The 21,175-nt window shown below is 53.6% G+C and carries 14 protein-coding genes; 11 read left to right on the top strand and 3 right to left on the bottom strand.

Annotated features, from left to right (window positions below; all coding sequences use genetic code 11):
* Positions 1-24: 24 nt before the first annotated feature.
* Positions 25-2,148: an N-acetylmuramoyl-L-alanine amidase gene (locus H924_RS12250; protein WP_015652278.1), complete on the bottom strand. Its 2,124-nt coding sequence runs from the start codon at positions 2,146-2,148 to the stop codon at positions 25-27.
* Positions 2,149-2,523: 375 nt separating this feature from the next.
* Here H924_RS12250 and glf point away from each other — a divergent pair, with 375 nt between their 5' ends.
* The gene (gene glf / locus H924_RS12245) at positions 2,524-3,729 is read left to right on the top strand and encodes a UDP-galactopyranose mutase (RefSeq protein ID WP_015652277.1); all 1,206 of its coding nucleotides are present in this window, start codon (positions 2,524-2,526) and stop codon (positions 3,727-3,729) included.
* A gap of 89 nt (positions 3,730-3,818) precedes the next feature.
* Here the strand turns inward: glf and H924_RS12240 are convergent, their stop codons facing one another.
* Complete coding sequence (locus H924_RS12240; protein WP_042393027.1) at positions 3,819-5,594, bottom strand: flavin-containing monooxygenase; 1,776 nt, start codon at positions 5,592-5,594, stop codon at positions 3,819-3,821.
* Between the two features lie 341 nt (positions 5,595-5,935).
* Between H924_RS12240 and H924_RS12235 the strand changes: the two genes are divergently transcribed.
* Positions 5,936-6,454 carry a phosphatase PAP2 family protein gene (locus H924_RS12235; protein WP_015652275.1) on the top strand — a complete coding sequence of 173 codons (519 nt, stop codon included), beginning with the start codon at positions 5,936-5,938 and terminating at the stop codon, positions 6,452-6,454.
* On the opposite strand, the gene H924_RS12230 is transcribed toward H924_RS12235, so the two are convergent.
* A complete protein-coding gene (locus tag H924_RS12230; RefSeq protein ID WP_015652274.1) occupies positions 6,407-7,804 on the bottom strand; it encodes a DUF5129 domain-containing protein in 1,398 nt (465 codons plus the stop codon). The genes H924_RS12235 and H924_RS12230 overlap by 48 nt on opposite strands.
* 332 nt (positions 7,805-8,136) lie before the next feature.
* Here H924_RS12230 and H924_RS12225 point away from each other — a divergent pair, with 332 nt between their 5' ends.
* From H924_RS12225 to H924_RS12185, 9 genes are all read left to right on the top strand, one after another.
* A complete protein-coding gene (locus tag H924_RS12225; protein WP_015652273.1) occupies positions 8,137-10,107 on the top strand; it encodes a glycosyltransferase in 1,971 nt (656 codons plus the stop codon).
* Positions 10,097-10,603 (top strand): phosphatase PAP2 family protein, encoded by a 507-nt coding sequence (locus H924_RS12220; protein WP_015652272.1) that lies wholly within the window; start codon positions 10,097-10,099, stop codon positions 10,601-10,603. Before H924_RS12225 ends, H924_RS12220 begins: the two co-directional genes overlap by 11 nt.
* The gene (locus tag H924_RS12215) at positions 10,600-11,601 is read left to right on the top strand and encodes a decaprenyl-phosphate phosphoribosyltransferase (RefSeq protein WP_015652271.1); all 1,002 of its coding nucleotides are present in this window, start codon (positions 10,600-10,602) and stop codon (positions 11,599-11,601) included. Before H924_RS12220 ends, H924_RS12215 begins: the two co-directional genes overlap by 4 nt.
* Before the next feature lie 155 nt (positions 11,602-11,756).
* Positions 11,757-13,919: a flagellar motor control protein ZomB gene (gene zomB, locus H924_RS12210; RefSeq protein ID WP_281167548.1), complete on the top strand. Its 2,163-nt coding sequence runs from the start codon at positions 11,757-11,759 to the stop codon at positions 13,917-13,919.
* Positions 13,920-14,069: 150 nt separating this feature from the next.
* A complete protein-coding gene (locus H924_RS12205; protein WP_015652269.1) occupies positions 14,070-15,095 on the top strand; it encodes an alpha/beta hydrolase in 1,026 nt (341 codons plus the stop codon).
* 492 nt (positions 15,096-15,587) lie between these two features.
* Entirely contained in the window at positions 15,588-17,555 is a 1,968-nt protein-coding gene (locus H924_RS12200; protein WP_015652268.1) for an alpha/beta hydrolase-fold protein, read from the top strand.
* Positions 17,556-17,557: 2 nt separating this feature from the next.
* Entirely contained in the window at positions 17,558-18,085 is a 528-nt protein-coding gene (locus H924_RS12195) for a hypothetical protein (RefSeq protein WP_015652267.1), read from the top strand.
* A gap of 3 nt (positions 18,086-18,088) precedes the next feature.
* Positions 18,089-19,009, top strand: coding sequence for a cutinase family protein (locus H924_RS12190; RefSeq protein ID WP_015652266.1), 921 nt, complete (start codon positions 18,089-18,091; stop codon positions 19,007-19,009).
* Positions 19,010-19,199: 190 nt separating this feature from the next.
* Complete coding sequence (locus H924_RS12185; RefSeq protein WP_015652265.1) at positions 19,200-21,062, top strand: FadD32-like long-chain-fatty-acid--AMP ligase; 1,863 nt, start codon at positions 19,200-19,202, stop codon at positions 21,060-21,062.
* The last annotated feature ends 113 nt before the right edge of the window (positions 21,063-21,175 follow it).

The following is a 21,175-nucleotide window of genomic DNA, read 5'->3' as shown; positions in this document are numbered from 1 at the left end:
AGCAGCGGGGTTAGGGCTTAGAAACTAGTTGCTATGAATCTCGGTGTTTCCAGTGGTCTTATCGAAGGTGATATAACCATTCTGGAAATCAACACGAAGCTGATTGCCAACGGTGTATTCATTGCTGGTTGGTAGGCCAAGTGGTCCAAGGTCTGCGCCTTGTGCAGCCCAAGCGTCACCGATCGCACCCCATAGTGCATGGGTGCCAGCCTCCGGGGAGGAGATCATGAGACCATTTTCAAAAGGTACGAAGGAAACTTCGGAGTTTTGATCGCTGGTGTAGTTCACAGTGGTTTCGCCACCAGTTGCAGCGCCGAGCACTGGGCCGAGCGTGCTATTGAGATCATTCCAAGTACGGGAGTACTTGTTATCGCCAGTGAGGTTGATAACGGTATTTACAACTGGGATGACTTCACTGATCTTGAGATCATTGAGTACTGGTACACCATTGTTATTGCCAATGTTGGAAGCCAAAGCAGAGATGTCATTGGAACCCAAGACGGCTGCCAAAATCACTGCAGCGATAGAGCCCAAGCCGGTAAGCAGTGCCATGGTGTTGGAATCAGCGGAGCCGCTAGCCAGCAGTTCAGCGAGCTGATCATCGGTACCGGGGGTTGGTGCGGTTGGCTGAGACGCTGGCTCAGTAGTAGGCGCAGCGGTGGTGGTCGCTGGGGTAGTGGCCTTGGTGGTAGTCGGCGTGCTGGTTGCAGTGGACTGCGGAGCACTGGTGGTCACACCAGTTTGCAAGGCAGTGTACTTTGCCTTGGCAATGCTGCGGATGGTGGACATCTGCGCATAACCTGCATCACCTGGGCAAGAGGTGGTGCCAACATCGCGGTGCGCGAAGATATTTGGCAGAGTCACCGAGGTGCCATAGGAGTACTTGGAATAGGAGGTGCCCTCAGAGAAGTGGGTATCTGAACCAGTTGGATCAAAACCTGCTACCTTTGCGCGCCAGCCTGCGAGCTCACCAACAGACTGAATGGTAGCGCTAGATGGCTGCACGGTGGAGTAATCACCCATCATGGAGATGGCCCAGGTGTTCTGGTTAAAGCCACCAGCGTGTGCGCCCTGCACTGCGCGGGTCATTCCGCCGTAACGGCCTTCGTAGATGGTGCCGTACTTATCGACCAAAGACTGGTATCCAATATCGCACCAGCCGAGGGTTACGGCGTGGTAGTTGTAGTAACCACGAACCTGGGCAGCGGACTGCGCAGGAGTGTAGTTATTGCTGCCGGCGGTGTGGTGAATGGTGATCGCCGAAACGCCATCATCAATGGTGGGATCGGAGCAGCGTAGGGTTTCATCTGCACCCCATCCTGCACGGGAAATAACCTTTGGCATGCCATCGGTATCAGCAACGTTGTCAATGCCAACGCCAGCTTCTTCATTGCCATCGATAAAGACAGCGTCTAGGCCTGCATCAACATCAGCAACTGGTTGGATCTCGCCATAGTTGGAAGGCAGTGGTGCCAATCCATCGGTTGCTGCTGGAGTGTCCTGGGTATCAGCGGAGTATTCCGCAACTGGTGCTGCTTCGGCTGCTGGAGCCTCAACAGCAGGAGCCTCAATTGCAGGGGCAGCCTCAGCTGGTGCCTCTGCAACAGGAGCCTCGGCTGCTGGAACCGCAACGCCGGCTTCATCCGCACCGGTTACGGCGGTCTGGTCGTCGAAAAGCTCAACGTTGTGGGTGGCTACCTGGATCTTGGTGGTAGGTCCGTGCCAGATGAGGTCGGTGCCGTTTTTGCCGTTGGGATCGCTGGACTGGGTGGCCAGTGGTTCCATGGTGTACCACTGGGACCAGCTGCCATCAGCCTGTTCTGCGCGGACAAAGGCGGTGACATCTTTTGGGCCGGTCCAGGTCAGTGCGAACATGGAAAATGGCTCAGCGCGCTGGAATTCCTTGACGGTACGGGGACCGGAATCCTCACCCTGTGCGGTGATTGCGGCATCTTCAACAACAACGTTGGTGCCGTTGGAGAAGGATTCTGACACATTTTCCACAGCTACTGGGCCAATGCCCTCGCTCTGAGTATTGAGGTACTGCGTGCCTGCAGCGACAAGGCCAGAAGCGGCCAGCGCTGTAGACAAAATAATTGCGAGTATGGGCTTTCGCCTTTCCTCGCTAATGCGGCGTCTTTGCTGCACGATAAATTCTCCCTGATGTTTGTGGTGCTGCTGAGACTTTAAGAAACAACTGAGAAGCCTAGTGCACTTCTGGGGATAATGATACTTATGTGACTGAAGTTTTGTAGAGTGAGAGGATTTTTGAATTGACGCTGTGAAAACCCAAAATTTGGCTGAATTGCTATAAATCCGTTGTCCAGAGGTTTTATCGGATGCAGCGGCAGCACCGTGGATGTTGCGGGGGAAATGTGGGTGTAATAAAACTGCCCCAAAATCGCGAGGAAAATGCGAGGGAAATGCGGCAAAAGTGAAAAATGGCCGTGAAACCTGCCCTAAATAGGGTTTTCTGGGGTGTTTAAAGTTCTCGCGAGCCAGTAGTGGGTTAGTGTCAAAGCCATGACGGAATCAAAAAACTACGATCTCATCGTTGTAGGCTCTGGACTTTTTGGACTCACCGTGGCGGAAAGAACCGCCAGCCAACTGGGCAAAAAAGTCCTCATTGTTGAGCGTCGCTCCCACCTCGGTGGTAATGCCTACTCCGAGGCTGAGCCAGAAACTGGCATTGAGATCCACAAATATGGTGCGCACCTATTCCACACCTCCAACCAGCGCGTGTGGGAATACGTCAACCAGTTCACCGACTTCACCGGTTACCAGCACCGCGTTTTTGCCATGCACGATGGCACCGCCTACCAATTCCCAATGGGACTTGGCCTGATTAACCAGTTCTTTGGCAAGTACTACAGCCCAGATGAGGCCCGTGAGCTGATCAAAGAGCAGTCCTCTGAGATTGATTCAGCTGCAGCTTCCAACCTGGAAGAAAAAGCCATCTCTTTGATTGGCCGCCCACTGTATGAAGCTTTCATCCGCGATTACACCGCAAAGCAGTGGCAGACCGATCCAAAGAACCTGCCAGCTGGCAACATCACCCGTCTGCCAGTGCGCTATAACTTCAACAACCGCTACTTCAACGACACCTATGAAGGTCTGCCAGTAGACGGCTACACCGCCTGGCTCGAGCGCATGGCTGACAATGAGCTCATCGATGTTCATCTGGACACCGACTGGTTTGAAGTACGCGATGAAATCCGCCGCGCTAACCCAGACGCACCAGTGGTCTACACCGGACCACTAGACCTCTACTTTGACTACTCCGAAGGAAAGCTGGGCTGGCGCACCCTCGACTTTGAAACTGAAGTTGTAGAAACCGGCGACTTCCAGGGCACTCCAGTGATGAACTACAACGATGCAGATGTGCCATTCACCCGCATCCACGAGTTCCGTCACTTCCACCCAGAGCGTGAAGAGCAGTACCCCAAGGACAAAACCGTCATCATGCGTGAGTTCTCTCGCTTTGCTGAAGGTAATGACGAGCCTTATTACCCCATTAACACCCCAGATGACCGCGAGATGCTAAAGAGGTACCGCGAGCGTGCCGCTGCTGAGGCTGCTAATAATAAGGTGCTTTTTGGTGGACGTCTTGGCACCTACCAGTACCTAGATATGCACATGGCTATTGGTGCCGCATTGAGCATGTTCGACAACAAGCTCGCACCCTTCTTTAACGAAGGCGCACCACTAGAGCAAGAGCGCGGACACTAATTAGCTTTTAGCTAAAAGTGCAAAATCCCGGTTTCAGAACTCCTTCAAGGAATGCTGAAACCGGGATTTCTTTTTGGTTTGTTTAACCCTTATGCCGAAACCTCGGCACTCTCAGTCTTGCTGTACACCGGGGTCTCCATGCCCTCAAAACGTGCCTTGAGCTGCAGCGCCAAGTAACGGGAGTAGTGGCGGGACTGGTGTAGGTTGCCGCCGTGGAACCATAGGCCATCAATGGTAGTGGGCTTCCACATATTGCGCAGCTCTCCCACCCAAGGGCCGGGATCCTTGGTGGTATCAGAGCCAAGGCCCCAACAAGGACCCACCTTTTCGGCAGCTTCTGGGCTAACCAGCTGTGCTACCCAGTTATTCATATTGCCGTAGCCAGTGGCCAGCACAATTACATCGGCAGGCAGTTCCGTTCCATCGGTGAGAAGCACCGAGTTTTCCTTAACTTCTGCAATGCTCACACCGGAACGAACCGGAATCTTGCCATCGGCCACGAGTTCAGAGGCTCCCACGTCGATGTAGTAGCCGGAGCCGCGACGCAGGTATTTTAGGAAGAGGCCGGAATCATCATCGCCGAAGTCGAGGAGGAAGCCAGCTTTTTCCAGCTTCTCGTAGAACTCTTTGTCATCCTCGCGGATTTTGTCAAAGGCACCTTTTTGAATTCCGGGCAGCACTTTATAAGGCCAAGAAGCAAAGAGCAGATCAGCGGTATCGGTGTCAATGCCCGCTTCAAGCGCATCCTCGGAATAAAGCGGGCCGAAAACCTCTCGCATAAGGGATTCGGAACGCACGATATGAGTGGAGGTGCGTTGAATCATCACAGGTTTTGCGCCATTGGCATAAAGATCAGCGCAAATATCGTGGGCTGAGTTATTGGCACCAAGCACGACCACATTCTTGCCACGGTCGGCGTCGCCACCGCGGTGCTCAGAGGAGTGGCGGATTTCTCCGCGGAAATTCTCTTCACCTTTAAGGTGTGGGCGGTTGGGGGAGCCTGACATGCCGGTTGCCATCACCAACTGGGTGGGGTGCAAGGTGGTTTCAGTGCCATCGTGGTTTACTGCCACATCCCAGCGCTGTTCTGCTTCATTAAAAGTGGCGTTGAGGCATTCAGTGTTGGTCCAATAATCCAGATCCATAATGCCCACATAGTGCTCCAGCCAATCGCCCATCTTGTCCTTAGGCGTAAACACTGGCCAGTCATCAGGGAAGGGGAGATATGGCAGGTGGTCGTACCAGACTGGATCGTGCAGGCAGAGGGAACGATAACGGCTGCGCCACTGATCGCCTGGGCGGGCAGCTTTATCCACAATCAGGGCTGGAACTCCAAGCCTTTTTAGGCGTGCGCCAAGTGCAATGCCACCTTGGCCACCACCCACAATCAACACATAAGGCTGCTCGGTATTACCCAGAGCTTCCTGACGTTCCTTCTTGCGATCGCTCCAGTTGCGGGTATCTTCCGTTTGTCCATGCACTGCGCCTAGCTCGCGGCGACGTCCCTTAGGTTCTGGGTATTCCAGCAATTCGCGGGCAGAGGTGAGCATGGTCCAGGCTTTGCCATCACGCAGGCGCACAATTCCCGTGCAGGAAAAGTGTGCAGATTCGCAGCTAAAGTGCACGCGGGTTACACCTTCGCCTTCATCAGCGGCGTCACCTTTGAGAGAAATATTGCGCAGCGCACTGTCGGGCCAGGTGGAGCTGATCAAATCGGAAATCTGCGCAGCACCCTCGGCGGTGGTGAGGTTCCAGCTAAAACCTAGGAGGTCACGCCAATAACCTTCTGCTTCGAAAAGTTCCACCACGGCAGCTGCTGCGCTTGTGGCATCTGGTGCGGCGAGGGCTTGCTCGAGGGATTCCAGCCACTTTTCAGCCGCAATGTTGAGTTCTGTAGCAGACACTTAAAGCTCCTTAAAATTTTCGAAGACAAGATCAATACATCTACATAGTGGTTTACATCACCCTTTTAGATTGAGTGTGGCGCAGGACATAAAAATCCCCCCGTTTGTTTAGCTTTGATATTTTCTTAAAAATCTCCAAAAATTGGCCTTTAGCTCGACTTTTAGCAAGAAATAGCAAAGTGAAATATCAGAAGAATGTGCACCCCCGCGCTGGCAAGCGCTGACGCCCCCGCGCCGGGTGGGGTGTCGTCGGCCGAACCTTGCCTAAACTCCACCTAAGTCAGCAAATAAGGAGCGATGTGGTGGATCGGCAGATTATGGAATTTTTTAACTCTTTAAGAAACCCCGCATTAGACCCCATTATTGTCATCTTTACACAGGTCACCGGCCCAACTGTGATGTTTTTATTGGCCGGGGTCCTAAGTATCAGTAAGCGTAGTGCCTTCCCGGCAGCGGCCGTGCTCTTTGCTAATTTATCCAGCACGCTGCTTAAAGCCATATTGGAGCGTCCGCGACCCCAGTTGGCGCCACATTTGGTTACTGAGACCAATTTTTCGCTGCCTTCAGGTCATGCGGTGGGCGCTGCTGCTCTGGCCACGGTGCTCACCCTCATATTTCGTCGTTGGTGGCTGATGATTGTGTGGTTAATAGCCCTGCTCATCGGCCTGGCACGGCTGTATGTGGGCGTACATTGGCCCAGCGACCTGCTGGCAGGCTGGGCGCTGGGCTGCATGGTTGTACTGGGAATTTATGGCATTTTTAGACTGGCAAAATTACCAACTGGAGCCACCGCCAGCGCCAGAGAAACCACTGCTAAATGAGGTATTTGCGCTGCCTGAGGAAGCACTAGAAGCAGCGCTAACATCGGCTGCATGCCAGGTGCTGATCATGTAATAAGGCACAAAGGCGTTGTATCCCGTGCCAACCCGCCAGTTGTCATCGTAGATGGCAGGGGCAGTGCGGTCAGTGGTTTGCTTGGTTTCACCAAGTTGCTTTTCGACGCCGCGAAGCGCCACCGCATAATCGCGAATCAAGCGGGCGTAGTCATCCATAAAAGCTGGTGATGCAGGAGAAAGGCCTTCAGTGCGTGAAATGAGCGTGCGCAAGGTGTCATCCACCAGGGAATTTTTATCGTTAATATCTTGTCGTGCCTCTTGCATATCTTCACGTAAACGAGTGAGCTCACGGCGGCGCACTCCTTCATCCCCATGCTCCATGTTGTAGAGGGTGTCGATATTTTCCTGAGCTTTTTCCACCTGGCTAATTGCAGTATGTGCCTTGGAGATATCGTCTGAAGCTTTGACAAAATCCTTATCAGGAGAGCTGGCCTTAAGACCTTCCAAACTCCCAAAAATATCGTTGACCTCGAGGAACCTGCCATGCACATCATCCCACTGGCGGCGTAGTTCATCATTAGCCAATGGTGAGGTCAGGGAATGGGCACGCACATTAATGCCATCAAGCTGCTGGGCAACCTCACCATAATGGCGCTGTGCATAATCGAAGTTCTCGCGCGCGGTACGGGCCTTTTTCTTTCTTTCATGGCCCCAAGCCCAGGCCACAATGGCAGCCGTCAACGCAGCGATGCCACCGACAATGCCTGCGATCCAACCTGCGCCGAGGCTGTTATCTTCAGCTACCACCGAGGTATCAGCTACTGATTTAGCCCCCTCCAACATGGCCAATGAAGTTTTGCCATCTTGGAGTAGTGGACGCATAACGTCTGTAATTCCATCAATGCGATCTTGTTCAGCAATGCCGGTAGCTGCTGCAACATCATTTCCGGCATACGCACCCATGGTGTTGGGATTAAAACCCACGGCAATAATGACAACCCCAGGTGCAAAAGAGTCTTCCTGGATTAGTGCGGGCTGTTGCGCGCGTAGGAAGTTTTCCACATCATCATTAGTGTTCTCGCTGCCGTCGGCGAAGGTGATGTAGTGCACGGATTTAACTTCGGCAGGGAAGTCAATTTTCTGAGTATCGGAGCTTAAGAAGTCCTCATCAGAGGCTGCTAGTTTATCTGCGTTATCAAGGACGCTTACCTCGATAACTCCTGGATCTGTCATCGTGTCTTGGGCAAATGCGGGTGCAGCAAGGGGAGCGGCCATCACTATCAATGCGCCGGCTGCTAGTCCACAGGTGGTCTTGGTCAGTGATTGAAGTGCCATAAGGCTTAGTCTAAGTCGAGCCCTGAGGCAAAATAAGCAGATGAAGATATTGTGACCATATCTCCACATTTGGCGTAGGGGGTTGCGTCGAAAAGCGTCTTTTTAACGTTGGGGTGATGGATTTCGCTATCGCTGGGCGCTTAATCCGAGGTCTCTAAAATTGCCCTGCATGGCCTGCCCCTAAGGGCAGGAGCAGGGATTATGTGAATGGGGGTGGTGCATTAACAGATCTTTATCAGGGCTTTACGGCGCGTAAGTTCTGTGAATGAGGCTGCCTGATACTACGCTTGAGACGAATAATTGTGAGTTCAATGAAGGGTGAAGATACGTCAATGAGCGCAACAAACCTGGCGGTTGAGCAGCTACAGCGCGTGCTCCTGCCGAGGCGCGGCGAGCCGGCGGATGTCAGGTCCCTATACCTGCTTGAAGCTGAAAATAATAAGGAACGCTTGGTATGGGATGACCGTTTCAGCGTTGCTATCCCCGCGGGTGCAGAGGTGTCTTTCCAGACTTACTTCAATGCCTTCCCCGCAAGCTACTGGCGCCGCTGGTCCCAACTCGATTCTGTAGTACTCAAGCTGAAGGTTTCCGGCGAAGCCCGTGTGGACCTTTATCGCTCCAAAATTGATGGCGCACGCATCGGAATCACCGGTTCCGTTGTTAAAGATGATGTCATTGAATTTGAAGTGTCACTAGCGCCTTTTGAAGACGGTGGCTGGATCTGGTTCGACCTCACCGCCGAAACCGACGCCACCATTGAAGAAGCTGGCTGGTTTGCACCATGTGCGCCAAAGGCTCAAATCATGCCTGATGGCACTGAAGTTGGACCTTTTGAAGCTCGCGCAACCATCGGCATTCCAACCTTCAACCGTCCGGCAGATGCCGTGGCAGCACTGGAGGCCCTTGCCTCTGACCCGGCTGTGGACGCTGTTATTGACACCTTGATCATGCCTGATCAGGGAAATAAGCACCCCGCTGATGAGCCTGGTTACCAGGCTGCAGTAGAGCACTTTGGCGAGCGCTTTTATGAATTCCGCCAGGGCAACCTCGGCGGCTCCGGCGGTTATTCTCGCATCATGTTTGAGGCCTTGGGCGGCGTTGACGGCAAGGGCGCAGCTGGTGCAGCACAAAGCCCTTACATCCTGTACATGGATGATGACATTGCCATCGAGCCGGACTCCGTGCTGCGTGCGTTGCAGGTAGCTCGTTATGCAAAGTCCCCAATTTTGGTTGGCGGACAAATGCTCAACCTCCAGGAGCGCAGCCACCTGCACTCCATGGGCGAGGTTGTGGGACACCATGACTTCATGTGGACCTCTGCGCCTCATGTGCACTATGACCATGACTTCTCCAAGCACCCACTGCACGACCGCGGACAATTTGGCGACAAGCCAGATGCTCCCAACTCCCGCGATCTCCACCGCCGCATTGATGTAGATTTCAACGGTTGGTGGATGTGCATGATCCCACGCGTGGTTGCAGAAAAGATCGGCCAGCCATTGCCACTGTTTATTAAGTGGGATGACGCCGAATACGGTCTACGTGCCAAGGCAGCAGGATTCCCCACCGCCACCTGGCCTGGCATTGCCATCTGGCATATGGCTTGGTCCGATAAGGATGACGCCATTGACTGGCAAGCCTATTTTCACCTGCGTAACCGCCTGGTAGTTGCAGCTATTCACCACGACGGTGACGTTGCTGGAATTGTAAAGTCCATGCAAAAGGCTACTTTTAAGCACTTGCTCTGCCTGGAATACTCCACCGTGGCTATTCAAAATGAAGCCATGAAGGACTTCCTGGCCGGACCAGAAAAGCTCTTTGACATTCTGGAAACCTCCTTGCCTCGCATCGCTGCGATCCGCAAGACCTACCCAGATGCTGTGGTCTTGCCAAGCGCTACCGAACTGCCTAATGCCACCGGTGCACCTGGTGTGCCCACCAAGGACATTGGCGGACGTCTCGCACCAATCAAGAAGGCAATGTGGCTGGCTAAGGGTCTCAAGCACTCCCTGTCCAAGGAAGATCCAGCTCACCACGAGGTGCCACAGGCGAACTTCGCACCAATCGAGGCACGCTGGTTTAGCCTTTCCCGCGTTGACGGCGCTACTGTCACCACGGCCGATGGCCGCGGTGTGGTCTACCGCAAGCGCGACCGCGACAAGGCCAAGGAGCTGGGCAAGGAGGCTCGCGACCTGCAGAAGCAGGTAGCAGAGCGTTTCGACGAACTACGCACCCGATACCGCGCAGCACATGCAGAACTCGTGAGCCGTGAGGCATGGGGAAAGGTTTTTGATGAGCAATAAGGAAGTCCAGATTCTGGTGCAAATCCAGGATGCTTTGGTGGATTTACCTGGAGTTATTCCCACCGCTCGCACTCTAAGCTTGGTGGGCGAACACGCTGCAGGCTGGATGGCCATTGGCGCAACTGGTGCTGTGGTGGATAAAAAACGCCGCAACTCTTGGGCTGGGCTTTTTGTTGCGGCTTTGGCCAGCCACGCTGCTTCGGTGATTATCAAGCGTGTGGTGCGCCGTCCGCGACCTCATGATGCTGCCATCAAAATTGGTGTGGGAACTCCCTCCAAGCTGAGCTTCCCTTCCTCCCATGCGACCTCAACAACCGCCACCATGGTCTACCTGGCTCGTATCACCAAGTCTCCGCTGCCCCTGCTGGGTATCCCCGTGATGGCACTTTCGCGTATGGTTCTCGGAGTCCATTACCCAACAGACGTGCTTGCCGGAGCACTGCTGGGTGCAGCAACCGCAGAGACCGTCCACAAGATTGAAAGGTCCAAGAAGTGAGCGATAACGTAGCTGAGAACCAGCACGAGCACGAGGATTTCCTGACCTCTGAGCCGCATACCTCAGCACTTGAGCTTGATGGCAAAAAGAAGCAGCCACCTAAAAACCTGGCTGATGCCATGATCAAGGCACTGCGCCCCAAGCAGTGGGTCAAAAACGTCCTGGTTTTGGCCGCACCTTTGGCAGCCGGTGCTGAAGCAATCTTCAACCAGCGCACTTTGCTCGACGTTGCTCTAGCTTTCATCGTTTTCTGCTTTGGCGCCTCCGCTATTTACCTGGTTAACGATGCCCGCGATGTTGAAGCTGACCGCGCGCACCCAACCAAGCGTTTCCGCCCCATCGCTGCAGGCATGCTGCCAGTAGGTATGGCCTATGCCATGGCCATTATCCTCATCGTGCTGGCAGTTGGCTTATCCTTCTTGGCCACCGACGGCGTAGCTCTGGCCTCTGTTATCGGTGTCTACATCGTGCTGCAGCTGGGTTATTGCTTTGGCTGGAAGCACCAGCCAGTGATTGATATTGCACTGGTGTCCTCAGGCTTTATGCTGCGCGCCATGGCCGGCGGCGTAGCTGCAGGAATTGATCTTTCCCAGTGGTTCTTGCTGGTGGCAGCCTTTGGCTCCCTCTTTATGGCCTCCGGTAAGCGTTATGCAGAAATTCTGCTGCACGAGCGTACCGGTGCCAAGATCCGCAAGTCTTTGGAAAGCTACACCCCAACCTACCTGCGCTTTGTGTGGACTCTGGCAGCAACCGCTGTGGTTATGTCCTATGCACTCTGGGGCTTCGACCTTTCCCAGCAATCCCATGATGCAGGTCCGTGGTACCAAATCTCTATGGTTCCTTTCACCATCGCCATCTTGCGTTATGCAGCTGGTGTGGATACCGGTGACGGTGGAGCTCCAGATGAAGTAGCACTCGGTGATAAGGTGCTGCAGGTTCTGGCACTCGGCTGGATCTTCTGCATTGTCATGGCTGTTTATGTCATGCCAATGATCTAGTTTTACGAACTTTTAAAATGGACGCTGCTGGGAAACTGGCAGCGTCCATTTTTATTGCAGCTAATACTCCAAGAATAAATAATCTACAATGTATATGCGCTGACCAGCATGTCCATTGAGGTATTCAGCTACCCACGGTGCTAGCATTTGCCCTCATGACGTTTAGCACCCCGCGTCCGGAATTTGAGCCCGGGAATTCCTCAGCATCAGCGCCCCAACAATCAGCTGCGCCGCAAGGTGAAGCAGCTGACTCTGCTGGTAGTGACCGCGAAAATACCCGTGCGCAAAATGCCGCGACCACAACACTGCGTCGGCCACAAGCCGTGGGTGTGCACCGTGAAACCTTTAAAACCCCAAAGCTTTCCGGTGCTGAAATAACTTTCCTCACCACCTGCTTGGCAGCGATCACTGCAGGCATCTTTGCTTTCTGGGCCGGATGGACCCGCAAATGGATTAGCGATGACGGCCTCATTGTCCTGCGCACCGTGCGAAACCTGCTGGCTGGAAACGGTCCAGTTTTTAACGCGGGGGAGAGGGTGGAGGCCAATACTTCTACCCTTTGGCAGTACTGCATTTATGTAGTTGCGCTGGTCACCGATTTGCGGCTAGAAGATATTGCGCTGTGGTTGGCGTTGATTTTCACCACTGCAGCTGCCGTAATTGGTGTGCTGGGAACTGCGCATTTGCACCGCAAAAAAGTTGCGCTCATGCTCCCTGCCGGCATAATTGGCTATTTCAGCCTTTCGCCTGCACGAGATTTTGCCACCTCCGGTTTGGAATGGGGCTTGGCAATTTTTTGGATTTCCGTGCAGTGGCTGCTGCTGGTGCTGTGGGCAACCTCGGGTCCGCGCGAGCAGGGCGCTCGAATCCAGGGCGCTGGAGCTAAGGGCACAGGCCTAGCCAACAATAACTTTGTGCGTGCCGGTGGCATCACCTATCTCTTGGCCTTCTGGTCTGGTTTGAGTTGGCTTGTCCGCCCTGAACTTGCCCTTTATGGTGGATTAACTGGATTGCTCCTGCTGATTAGCGCCCCGCGTTGGCGGGTAATGCTGGGTATTTTGGCCGTTGCTTTGCCAATTCCGGGCGCTTATCAAATTTTTCGCATGGGCTATTACGGGCTGATGGTGCCACATACTGCGGTGGCTAAGTCTGCCTCAGATGCAGTGTGGGGGACAGGCTGGGCTTATGTGGAGGATTTCACTGGCCCATATAATCTCTGGCTGGGCTTGGCGCTGTTGCTTGGTGCGGCAGCTTTTACCGTGTGGCGGGTGGATGCTCGGGTGCAATTCCCGCAGGGGCGATTGGGTTTGCGTACTCCAGGTATGTCTATCACTGTCATTGTGATCTGTGCGCTGGTGCATTTCCTTTATGTCATCCGGGTAGGCGGTGACTTTATGCATGGTCGTATGCTCTTGCTGCCACTTTTCGCTATTTTGTTGCCGGTGGCTGTTATTCCCATCAGTGTAATCAACCGCAGCTGGCAGGATTTCGCAGCTCTTGCCATGGTTTTTGCTACGTGGGCGTGGTCTACAGTGATTTTTGTGCAAGGCCACCCGTGGGAAAACACTGGCCAAAATGTGGTGGATGAGCGCGATTTTTGGATTGATTTCACCAACCGTGAGCCTGGCGATGCACCGCTTTATGCGGAGGACTTCCTGGGCGCTGATTCCCTCAATGACTATGTGGAAGTTATGCGGGATCAAACTTTGGCGCAGCCTACTGGCCAACAGCTCAGCATTTTGACCATGGATAATCCCAGCGAGTTTTCTTGGATTACTACGCCGCGGGTGGAGGGCACAGAAGCTGGTGACTTGGCTAATTTGCCACCAACTATCTTCCACGTGAACCTCGGCATGACTTCTATGAATGCGCCACTTAATGTGCGCATTACAGATCTCATTGGTTTGGCCACTCCTTTGGCTGCTCGCCAGCCACGTATTGAGGGCGGACGTATTGGCCACGATAAGTTGATGGCTTTGGAATGGCAGGTCGCAGAATCCGCAACGCCTTTGGCTTATAGCCCGGGCTGGCTTGATGGGGAGAAGATCTATCAGGCGCGGCAGGCTTTGCGTCATCCGGAACTGGTGCATCTGTTCCAGACTTATCGTGAGCCAATGTCTTATCACCGCTTTGTGGACAATATTAAATTTGCCCTCACTGAGGGTAGAACTTTGGAAATCTCCGATGAGCCGGCAGATCTTTTGAAAGATTTTCAGGCCACTCCTGCGGAGGACCAGCAAGGACTCCCAGAAATATCCTGGCCTGTGGATATAAAGCTGGATGAGCCCCGTGGCGAGCCTTTATACGCCTCTCAGTAAACGCTTAATTACAGCTCAGTAATTCCTTAAAACTTCCCAAGAGAGTCACGAGTTGGTAACGTATCTGCCGGAAAACAAGATAGGCAACTAGAGGTATCGACGGTCCGAGCTGTCGAGTAGTTCGTATCCATTTTTGCCCGGAGGAGAATCATGTCCCTACGTTCACATGCTGGCGCAGCTAGCTCGAAGCTCATAGCCATTTTGGTGGCCATCGCTACCGCAGCTGCACTAATGGTGGTCGGAACTGGTACCGCGGCAGCTGCCAACCGTGACTGGCTGCGCGGCGATAACTCTGGAACCTGTGATTGGGATGGTGCGGGCTACTGGGTGCAGCGCTGCGATGTCTGGTCTCAGGCAATGGGTCGCAATATCCCGGTTCAGATTCAGCCTGCTGAGCGTGGTGGCAATGCTGGTCTCTACCTCCTTGATGGCATGCGTGCTACCGATGCCTCCAATGCATGGCTGGTAGATACCAATGCTGCTGCACTTTATGCGCCAAATAACATCACCCTGGTTATGCCAGTGGGTGGCGCCGGTTCCTTCTATGCAGATTGGAACGGCCAGGCTTCCCTCTCCTCCTCTGATCCAGTGATCTACATGTGGGAAACCTTCCTCACTCAGGAACTGCCTACTTACCTCGAGCAGAACTTCGGTGTGGCGCGTAATAACAACTCCATCGGTGGCCTGTCCATGGGTGGCACTGCTGCGCTGAACCTTGCTGCAAAGCACCCTGATCAGTTCCGTCAGGCCATGTCTTGGTCTGGATACCTCAACACCACTGCTCCGGGTATGCAGACCCTCTTGCGTCTGGCCATGCTGGATACCGGCGGATTTAACGTCAACGCTATGTATGGTTCCATCGTGAACCCACGCCGTTTTGAAAACGATCCTTTTTGGAACATGGGCGGTCTAGCCAATACCGATGTCTACATCTCTGCAGCTTCCGGCCTGTGGGGTCCAGAAGATAACGGTGTGCGCGCAGATCACCGCCTGACTGGCTCTGTGCTTGAGGTTACCTCCTTAATCTCCACTCGCCTGTGGGAATCTAAGGCTCGCCTCCAGGGTCTTAACGTTACTGCCGATTACCCTGCAACCGGTATTCACGGCTGGGGGCAGTTCAATTCCCAGCTGGTTAAGACTCAGGGTCGCGTTCTTAACGTTATGAACGCCTGGTAAAACTGCTGCGCTTTTCGACGCCACCCAGCGCCGCGCCTCCCGCATCACTGCGGGGAGCGCGGCGTTTTTACTTTCCGGATCGTTGCTCAATCTGGGGGTTATTCCTTATATATAAGGAATAACTTGCGGTGTAAATTAACGCGTTAAGCATTTAGGTGAATATGCCTAATAAAACCCCAATTTTTTATGATTAATGCCGTAATTTCCGGTGTGGCATTGTTAAAACCCTCAAGTTGTACTTAAGATTGAGAGCATTCTGGAGTTGTGGCCTGCATAGGGATAATCACGCAATGTTGTGTGTAACTTTCTGTGTTGGTTTTACGACAAGCTGGATAGAACTGAAGACTCTCAAGGCATAGTCCATTTTTAATAGTGTGGAAATCATTGGTGCTGGATGAAAGCGGGGAACTTTCAGTTCGACGCGCCAATGCCTTCTGTACTGGACTAGCCTGTGTATGCAGCAGACCAAAAACAATTGAGAAGGATAACTTCATGCGCGACACCGCATCTCGTTCCACCAAGTCCAGGAGCCGTTCCCTCTGGATCGCAGCTGGCGCTATTCCAACCGCCATTGCGCTAACCATGTCTCTGACGGCTCCATCTGCGATGGCGCAGTCCTCCAACCTGTCATCTTCTTCGGCAATCACCGATGGTGCAATTGGTGCAATTACCGACGGATTGACTGACTACCTGCAGCCAAATGTGGAAGAGATTCCTGCCGGTGAGGTTACCTACCCAGAAATCGCTGGTCTTCCTGAAGGTGTGCGCGTTATCAGCGCAGAATGGTCTACTTCCAAGCACGTAGTCCTTACCATCCAGTCCGCAGCAATGCCAGAGACCCCCATCAAGGTGCAGGTCCTCTTGCCACGCGATTGGTACTCTGACCCAACCCGCGAATTCCCAGAAATCTGGGCACTTGATGGTCTGCGCGCCATCGAAGAGCAGAGCGGTTGGACCATTGAGACCAACATTGAGCAGTACTTTGCCGATAAGAATGTCATGGTTGTCCTCCCAGTCGGTGGCGAAAGCTCCTTCTACTCTGACTGGAATGAGCCAAACAACGGCAAGAACTACAAGTGGGAAACCTTCCTAACTCAGGAATTGGCACCAATCCTGGATAAGGGCTTCCGCTCCAACACCAACCGTGCAATCACCGGTATCTCCATGGGTGGTACTGCTGCAGTTAATATCGCAACCCACTACCCAGATATGTTCAAGTTTGTCGGCTCCTTCTCCGGCTACCTAGACACCACTTCCACCGGTATGCCAATTGCAATTTCTGCAGCACTGGCAGATGCCGGCGGATACGATGTCAACGCAATGTGGGGTCCTGCAGGCTCTGAGCGTTGGTATGAAAACGATCCAAAGACTAACGTCGCAAAACTTAAGGGCAAGTCCATCTACGTTTCCGCTGGTAACGGTGCAGATGACTTTGGTACCGAGGGTTCTGTTGCTACCGGTCCAGCTAACCCTGCTGGTGTTGGCCTGGAAATCATTTCCCGCATGAGCACCCAGACTTTCGTTGATGCAGCTAATAATGCTGGCGTTAACGTCGTCTCCAGCTTCCGCCCATCCGGCGTGCACGCATGGCCATACTGGCAGTTTGAGATGACTCAGGCTTTCCCATACATGGCTGATGCTTTGGGACTATCCACCGATGACCGTGGCGCAGAGTGCACCGCAGTTGGCGCAATCGCTGAAGCAACCGCTAACGGCACACTTGGTGCTTGCTTGACCAATGAGTACCCAAGCTCCACCGGTCGCGCACAGGACTTTGCTAATGGTCGCGCTTATTGGTCCGCTAATACCGGCGCCTTTGGCCTCTACGGACGCATCAACGCTCGTTACTCCGAGCTTGGCGGCCCAGATTCCTGGTTGGGCTTCCCAACTTCCAATGAGATGACCACCCCTGATGGAGTTGGCCGTTACGTCACTTTCGAGCACGGTTCCATCTACTGGACCGCAACCACCGGCCCATGGGAGATCCCATCTGACATGCTTGCAGCATGGGGCACCCAGGACTTTGAAAAGGGCAGCCTCGGCTACCCAACCGGTGCTGCAGTGGAATACAACGGTGGATACCGTCAGGAATTCCAGGGTGGATACATTTACCGCACCAACACCAACGCTACCTACTGGGTGCGTGGTGAAATCGCCAAGAAATACGCAGCAGATGACGTCTTTGCAAAGCTCGGTTTCCCAACCGGCAATGAGCAGCTGATCAATGGTGGAGCTTTCCAAACCTTTGAAAAGGGCAACATCTACTGGTCCGCAGAAACTGGTGCGCACTTCATCCTCACCGGCGATATCTTCAACGCCTGGGGCGCAAAGGGCTGGGAACAGGGCGCATATGGCTTCCCAACCACTGACCAGACTGCCATCACCTCCGGTGGACAGACCATTGATTTTGAAAATGGCACCATCCGCCAGGTAAACGGAAATATCGAGGAGTCCCGCTAACAGTGAAGTTTCCGCAGTCGATCCCAACCTTTAAGGGCCTAACTGTTGTTGTAATGGCCTCACTGCTCACCGCCTGTGGCGGTGTGACAGTGGAAGGCGATTCCACCGATGCTGACAACTCTGGCGCAGCGGCGAATTCACTCGCCCGGGAGGGCTCAAGTAGTGCCTCCACTACGGCAAAGGATGGCAGCACGGAGGCGTCGACAAGCTCAAAAAAGAGCAGTGGATCGACTAAGGATGGCGCAGCAGCGGAGGTGTCAAAACTTCCTACCACTAACGCGGAACGTAGCACCGAAGAGAAGGAATTTCTTAAGGGACTACAAGATGGCGGCATTAATGTTGATGGCCTTGAAGACCTCATGATCTCCACGGCCTCGAATTATTGCAATTCGGAGAACAAGGATGCCAATGTCACTCCGGACGCTGTTGCTGGCCAGCTCATTGTGCAGGGACGCACCAAAGTGACCGAAGCAGAGGCGGAGAAAATTTCCACCCTGCTGAAAGAAACCGCGGAACGGACGTATTGTTAACCGATGAGGAAAACCATCACCGTTATTGCTGTACTGATTGTTCTTGTCCTCATTGGCGTGGGCATTGTGCAGTATGTGAACACTACTAAGGATTCTGGCATCCCAGGAATTCCAGACGGCACCGAAACTTCGGCAGCGCCTGAGCAACCTGCTTGGTGCCCTGATGTAGAGGTAATTTCTGCACCAGGCACCTGGGAATCTGCGGCAAATGATGATCCTATCAATCCCACCGCAAACCCTTTGTCCTTCATGCTCAATTTCTCGCGCCCTTTGCAGGAACGCTATCCAGCAGAGGACGTCAAGGTATGGACCCTGCCCTATACCGCGCAATTCCGCAATATCAACTCGCCCGATGAGATGACCTATGACCAGTCCCGCAATGAGGGCTTGTCTACGCTCACCGGTGAGCTCGTCAGCATGAACCAGCAGTGCCCCGCAACAGACTTCATCATTGCGGGATTCTCCCAGGGAGCCGTTATTGCCGGTGACCTTGCTGCCCAAATTGGATCAGGTCAAGGCGCAATTCCCGCCGAACGCATCAGGGGTGTCGCCCTGGTTGCTGACGGTCGCCGGGTACCTGGTGTTGGCCAATTCCCGGGCACCTTTGTCTCCGGCGTAGGTGCCGAGGTTGCACTGCAGCCGCTAAACCTGCTGGTTCAGCCCATCGTCCCCGGCGCCACCATGCGTGGTGCCCGCGAGGGTGGCTTTGGTGTGCTTAATGATCGAGTGCAAGATATTTGCGCTCCCGATGACACCATCTGCGATGCGCCAGCAAATGTGGGCAATGCACTAGAACGCGCGATGGCCATGGTTGCGGCTAATGGTATCCATGCGCAATATGCCACCAACCCCAATGTTTTCCCAGGTACAACCACTGATAAGTGGCTTGTTGACTGGGCTACTAACCTCATTGACAACGCTTAAAACGCTTTTCGACGAAAAACTGGTGGACTGGCAAAAGGCTCGGTTTTGGAGCTCATGGTGGGTGCTCAAGTAGTGTTAGTTTCCAAAAGTAATATAAATTGAAAATTTTCCGACGTGGGGCACCAACGAGTCTCGCGTCGCATCCCAGTACATATGGCGATGACAACGTAGCGAGGAGTTAGGTAACCACATGGATCTACAAAAGGCTATTGGCTCATTCTTTGATGAGAATGGCGACATCAACCTGCCACCATTTATGACCCTGGCAGCCATGGCAGAGTTCATGTACCAGGCTGATGTGGCTGAGGGCGGCGGAGACAAGAAGCGCATGCACTTCTGGGATTTCTCCGAATCCCGCGAAGGCAAGCTCATTGAATACACCCGCACTGAAATTGACACCCGCGTCAAGGCCGTTGCTGGCCGTTTGCAGCAGGTAGCCAGCATTGGTGACCGCGCTGCCATCTTGGCTAACAATAGCCCGGAGTACATCTTCAGCTTCCTCGGTGCCCTTTATGCAGGTCTGGTTCCAGTTCCGCTTTATGATCCCACCGAGCCTGGTCATGCTGACCACCTCAATGCGGTTTTTGCTGACTCCAGCCCAGTTGTGGTGTTGACCAACACCCACTCCGCAGGTGCCGTACGTAAGCACTTCTCCGCTCTTCCTGCCAAGGAGCGTCCACGCATTCTCGCCGTAGACTCCCTGCCAGATTCCTTGGCTGAGTCCTATGAGAACCCAATGATGACCGAGGCCGGCAAGCGCCTTATCGCCATGCGCCAGGTTGCTCCCATCGACCTCACCGCATTCCTGCAGTACACCTCCGGTTCCACCCGCACCCCAGCAGGTGTGGTGCTGACCAACCGCTCGATCTTGACCAACGTGCTGCAGATCTTTAAGGGCGTGCAGCTGCAAACTCCATTGCGTTTGGTGTCTTGGTTGCCTCTACACCATGACATGGGCATTATTCTGGCTGCCTTTGTTACCATGCTTGGCTTGGACAATGAGTTCATGAATCCACGTGACTTCGTGCAGCAGCCTTCCCGCTGGATCAAGCAGATGGCACGCCGCGCCGATGAAACTGACATGAATGTTTACACCGTGGTTCCTAACTTCGCCCTGGAATTGGCTGCCCGTTATGCCAAGCCAGCTGAGGGTGAAGAACTCGATCTTTCCAACGTTGACGCAGTGGTGGTTGGTTCTGAGCCAGTCACCGTTTCTGCTCTGCAAAGCTTCCGTGAAGTTTTTGAGCCTTATGGCTTGCCAACTCAGTCCATGCGTCCTTCCTATGGTCTGGCGGAGGCATCACTGCTGGTGGCTACCCCACAGACCGAAAACCGCCCAGTAGTTGCATACTTTGACCGCGAGGTTCTGAAGGAGCACCGCGTGGAATTGGTGGAGAAGGGTGCCGCTAATGCCGTTCCATTTGTATCTAATGGTCAGGTTGTTACCCCGCAGCAAATGGTAATCGTTGATCCTGAAACCAAGGCTGAGCTGCCAGAAGGTCAGATTGGTGAGATCTGGACTCACGGTGAAAACACCGCAGCCGGTTACCTAGATCGTGAGGAAGATACTGCAGAAACCTTCCGTAACCGTCTACTGAGCCGCTTGGAAGAAAACTCCCGTGCCGCTGGCGCTGCCGATGACAACTACTGGATGGCAACCGGTGACTTGGGCGTCATCTTGGACAATGAGCTCTACATCACCGGCCGTATCAAGGACCTCATCGTGGTGGCAGGACGTAACCACTACCCACAGGATATTGAGTACACCGTTCAGGCTGCATCCAGCCACATCCGCGTGGATTCCGTAGCTGCCTTTGCTGTTCCTGCGGAGGATATTGAAAAGCTCATCATCTTGGCAGAACGCGATAGCACCGCTGATCCTGCCAATGATGAAGCTGCGATTGAAGCAATCCGCGCTGCAGTGGGTACTGCCCATGGTGTGGTTCCAGAAGAGATCCGAATCTTAGCAGCCGATGAGATCGCTCGATCCTCCTCTGGCAAGATTGCACGTCGCGTTAACCAGCGAAATTATATTGCTGAGCAAGCAAATTAATTAGCAATTATTTAAAGCCTCTGATGGATTTCCTATCAGAGGCTTTTCGCTTCGCAAGGTTAGTCCTCTAAAATCAAATTCTTATGGCTTTTGACCTCCAAAATGAAACACTT

Source organism: Corynebacterium callunae DSM 20147 (assembly GCF_000344785.1).
In the GTDB taxonomy this organism is placed as follows: Bacteria; Actinomycetota; Actinomycetes; order Mycobacteriales; family Mycobacteriaceae; genus Corynebacterium; species Corynebacterium callunae.
The sequence above is the reverse complement of the archived record's forward strand: the minus strand, read 5'-3'. Positions and strand labels throughout refer to the sequence as shown.

What these genes read in the sequence shown, in the direction of transcription:
- glf (WP_015652277.1), top strand. Translation starts at nt 2,524, where the DNA reads ATGACGGAATCAAAAAACTACGATCTCATCGTTGTAGGCTCTGGACTT.
- H924_RS12230 (WP_015652274.1), bottom strand. Translation starts at nt 7,804, where the DNA reads ATGGCACTTCAATCACTGACCAAGACCACCTGTGGACTAGCAGCCGGC.
- H924_RS12225 (WP_015652273.1), top strand. Translation starts at nt 8,137, where the DNA reads ATGAGCGCAACAAACCTGGCGGTTGAGCAGCTACAGCGCGTGCTCCTG.
- H924_RS12220 (WP_015652272.1), top strand. Translation starts at nt 10,097, where the DNA reads ATGAGCAATAAGGAAGTCCAGATTCTGGTGCAAATCCAGGATGCTTTG.
- zomB (WP_281167548.1), top strand. Translation starts at nt 11,757, where the DNA reads ATGACGTTTAGCACCCCGCGTCCGGAATTTGAGCCCGGGAATTCCTCA.
- H924_RS12205 (WP_015652269.1), top strand. Translation starts at nt 14,070, where the DNA reads ATGTCCCTACGTTCACATGCTGGCGCAGCTAGCTCGAAGCTCATAGCC.
- H924_RS12200 (WP_015652268.1), top strand. Translation starts at nt 15,588, where the DNA reads ATGCGCGACACCGCATCTCGTTCCACCAAGTCCAGGAGCCGTTCCCTC.
- H924_RS12190 (WP_015652266.1), top strand. Translation starts at nt 18,089, where the DNA reads ATGAGGAAAACCATCACCGTTATTGCTGTACTGATTGTTCTTGTCCTC.
- H924_RS12185 (WP_015652265.1), top strand. Translation starts at nt 19,200, where the DNA reads ATGGATCTACAAAAGGCTATTGGCTCATTCTTTGATGAGAATGGCGAC.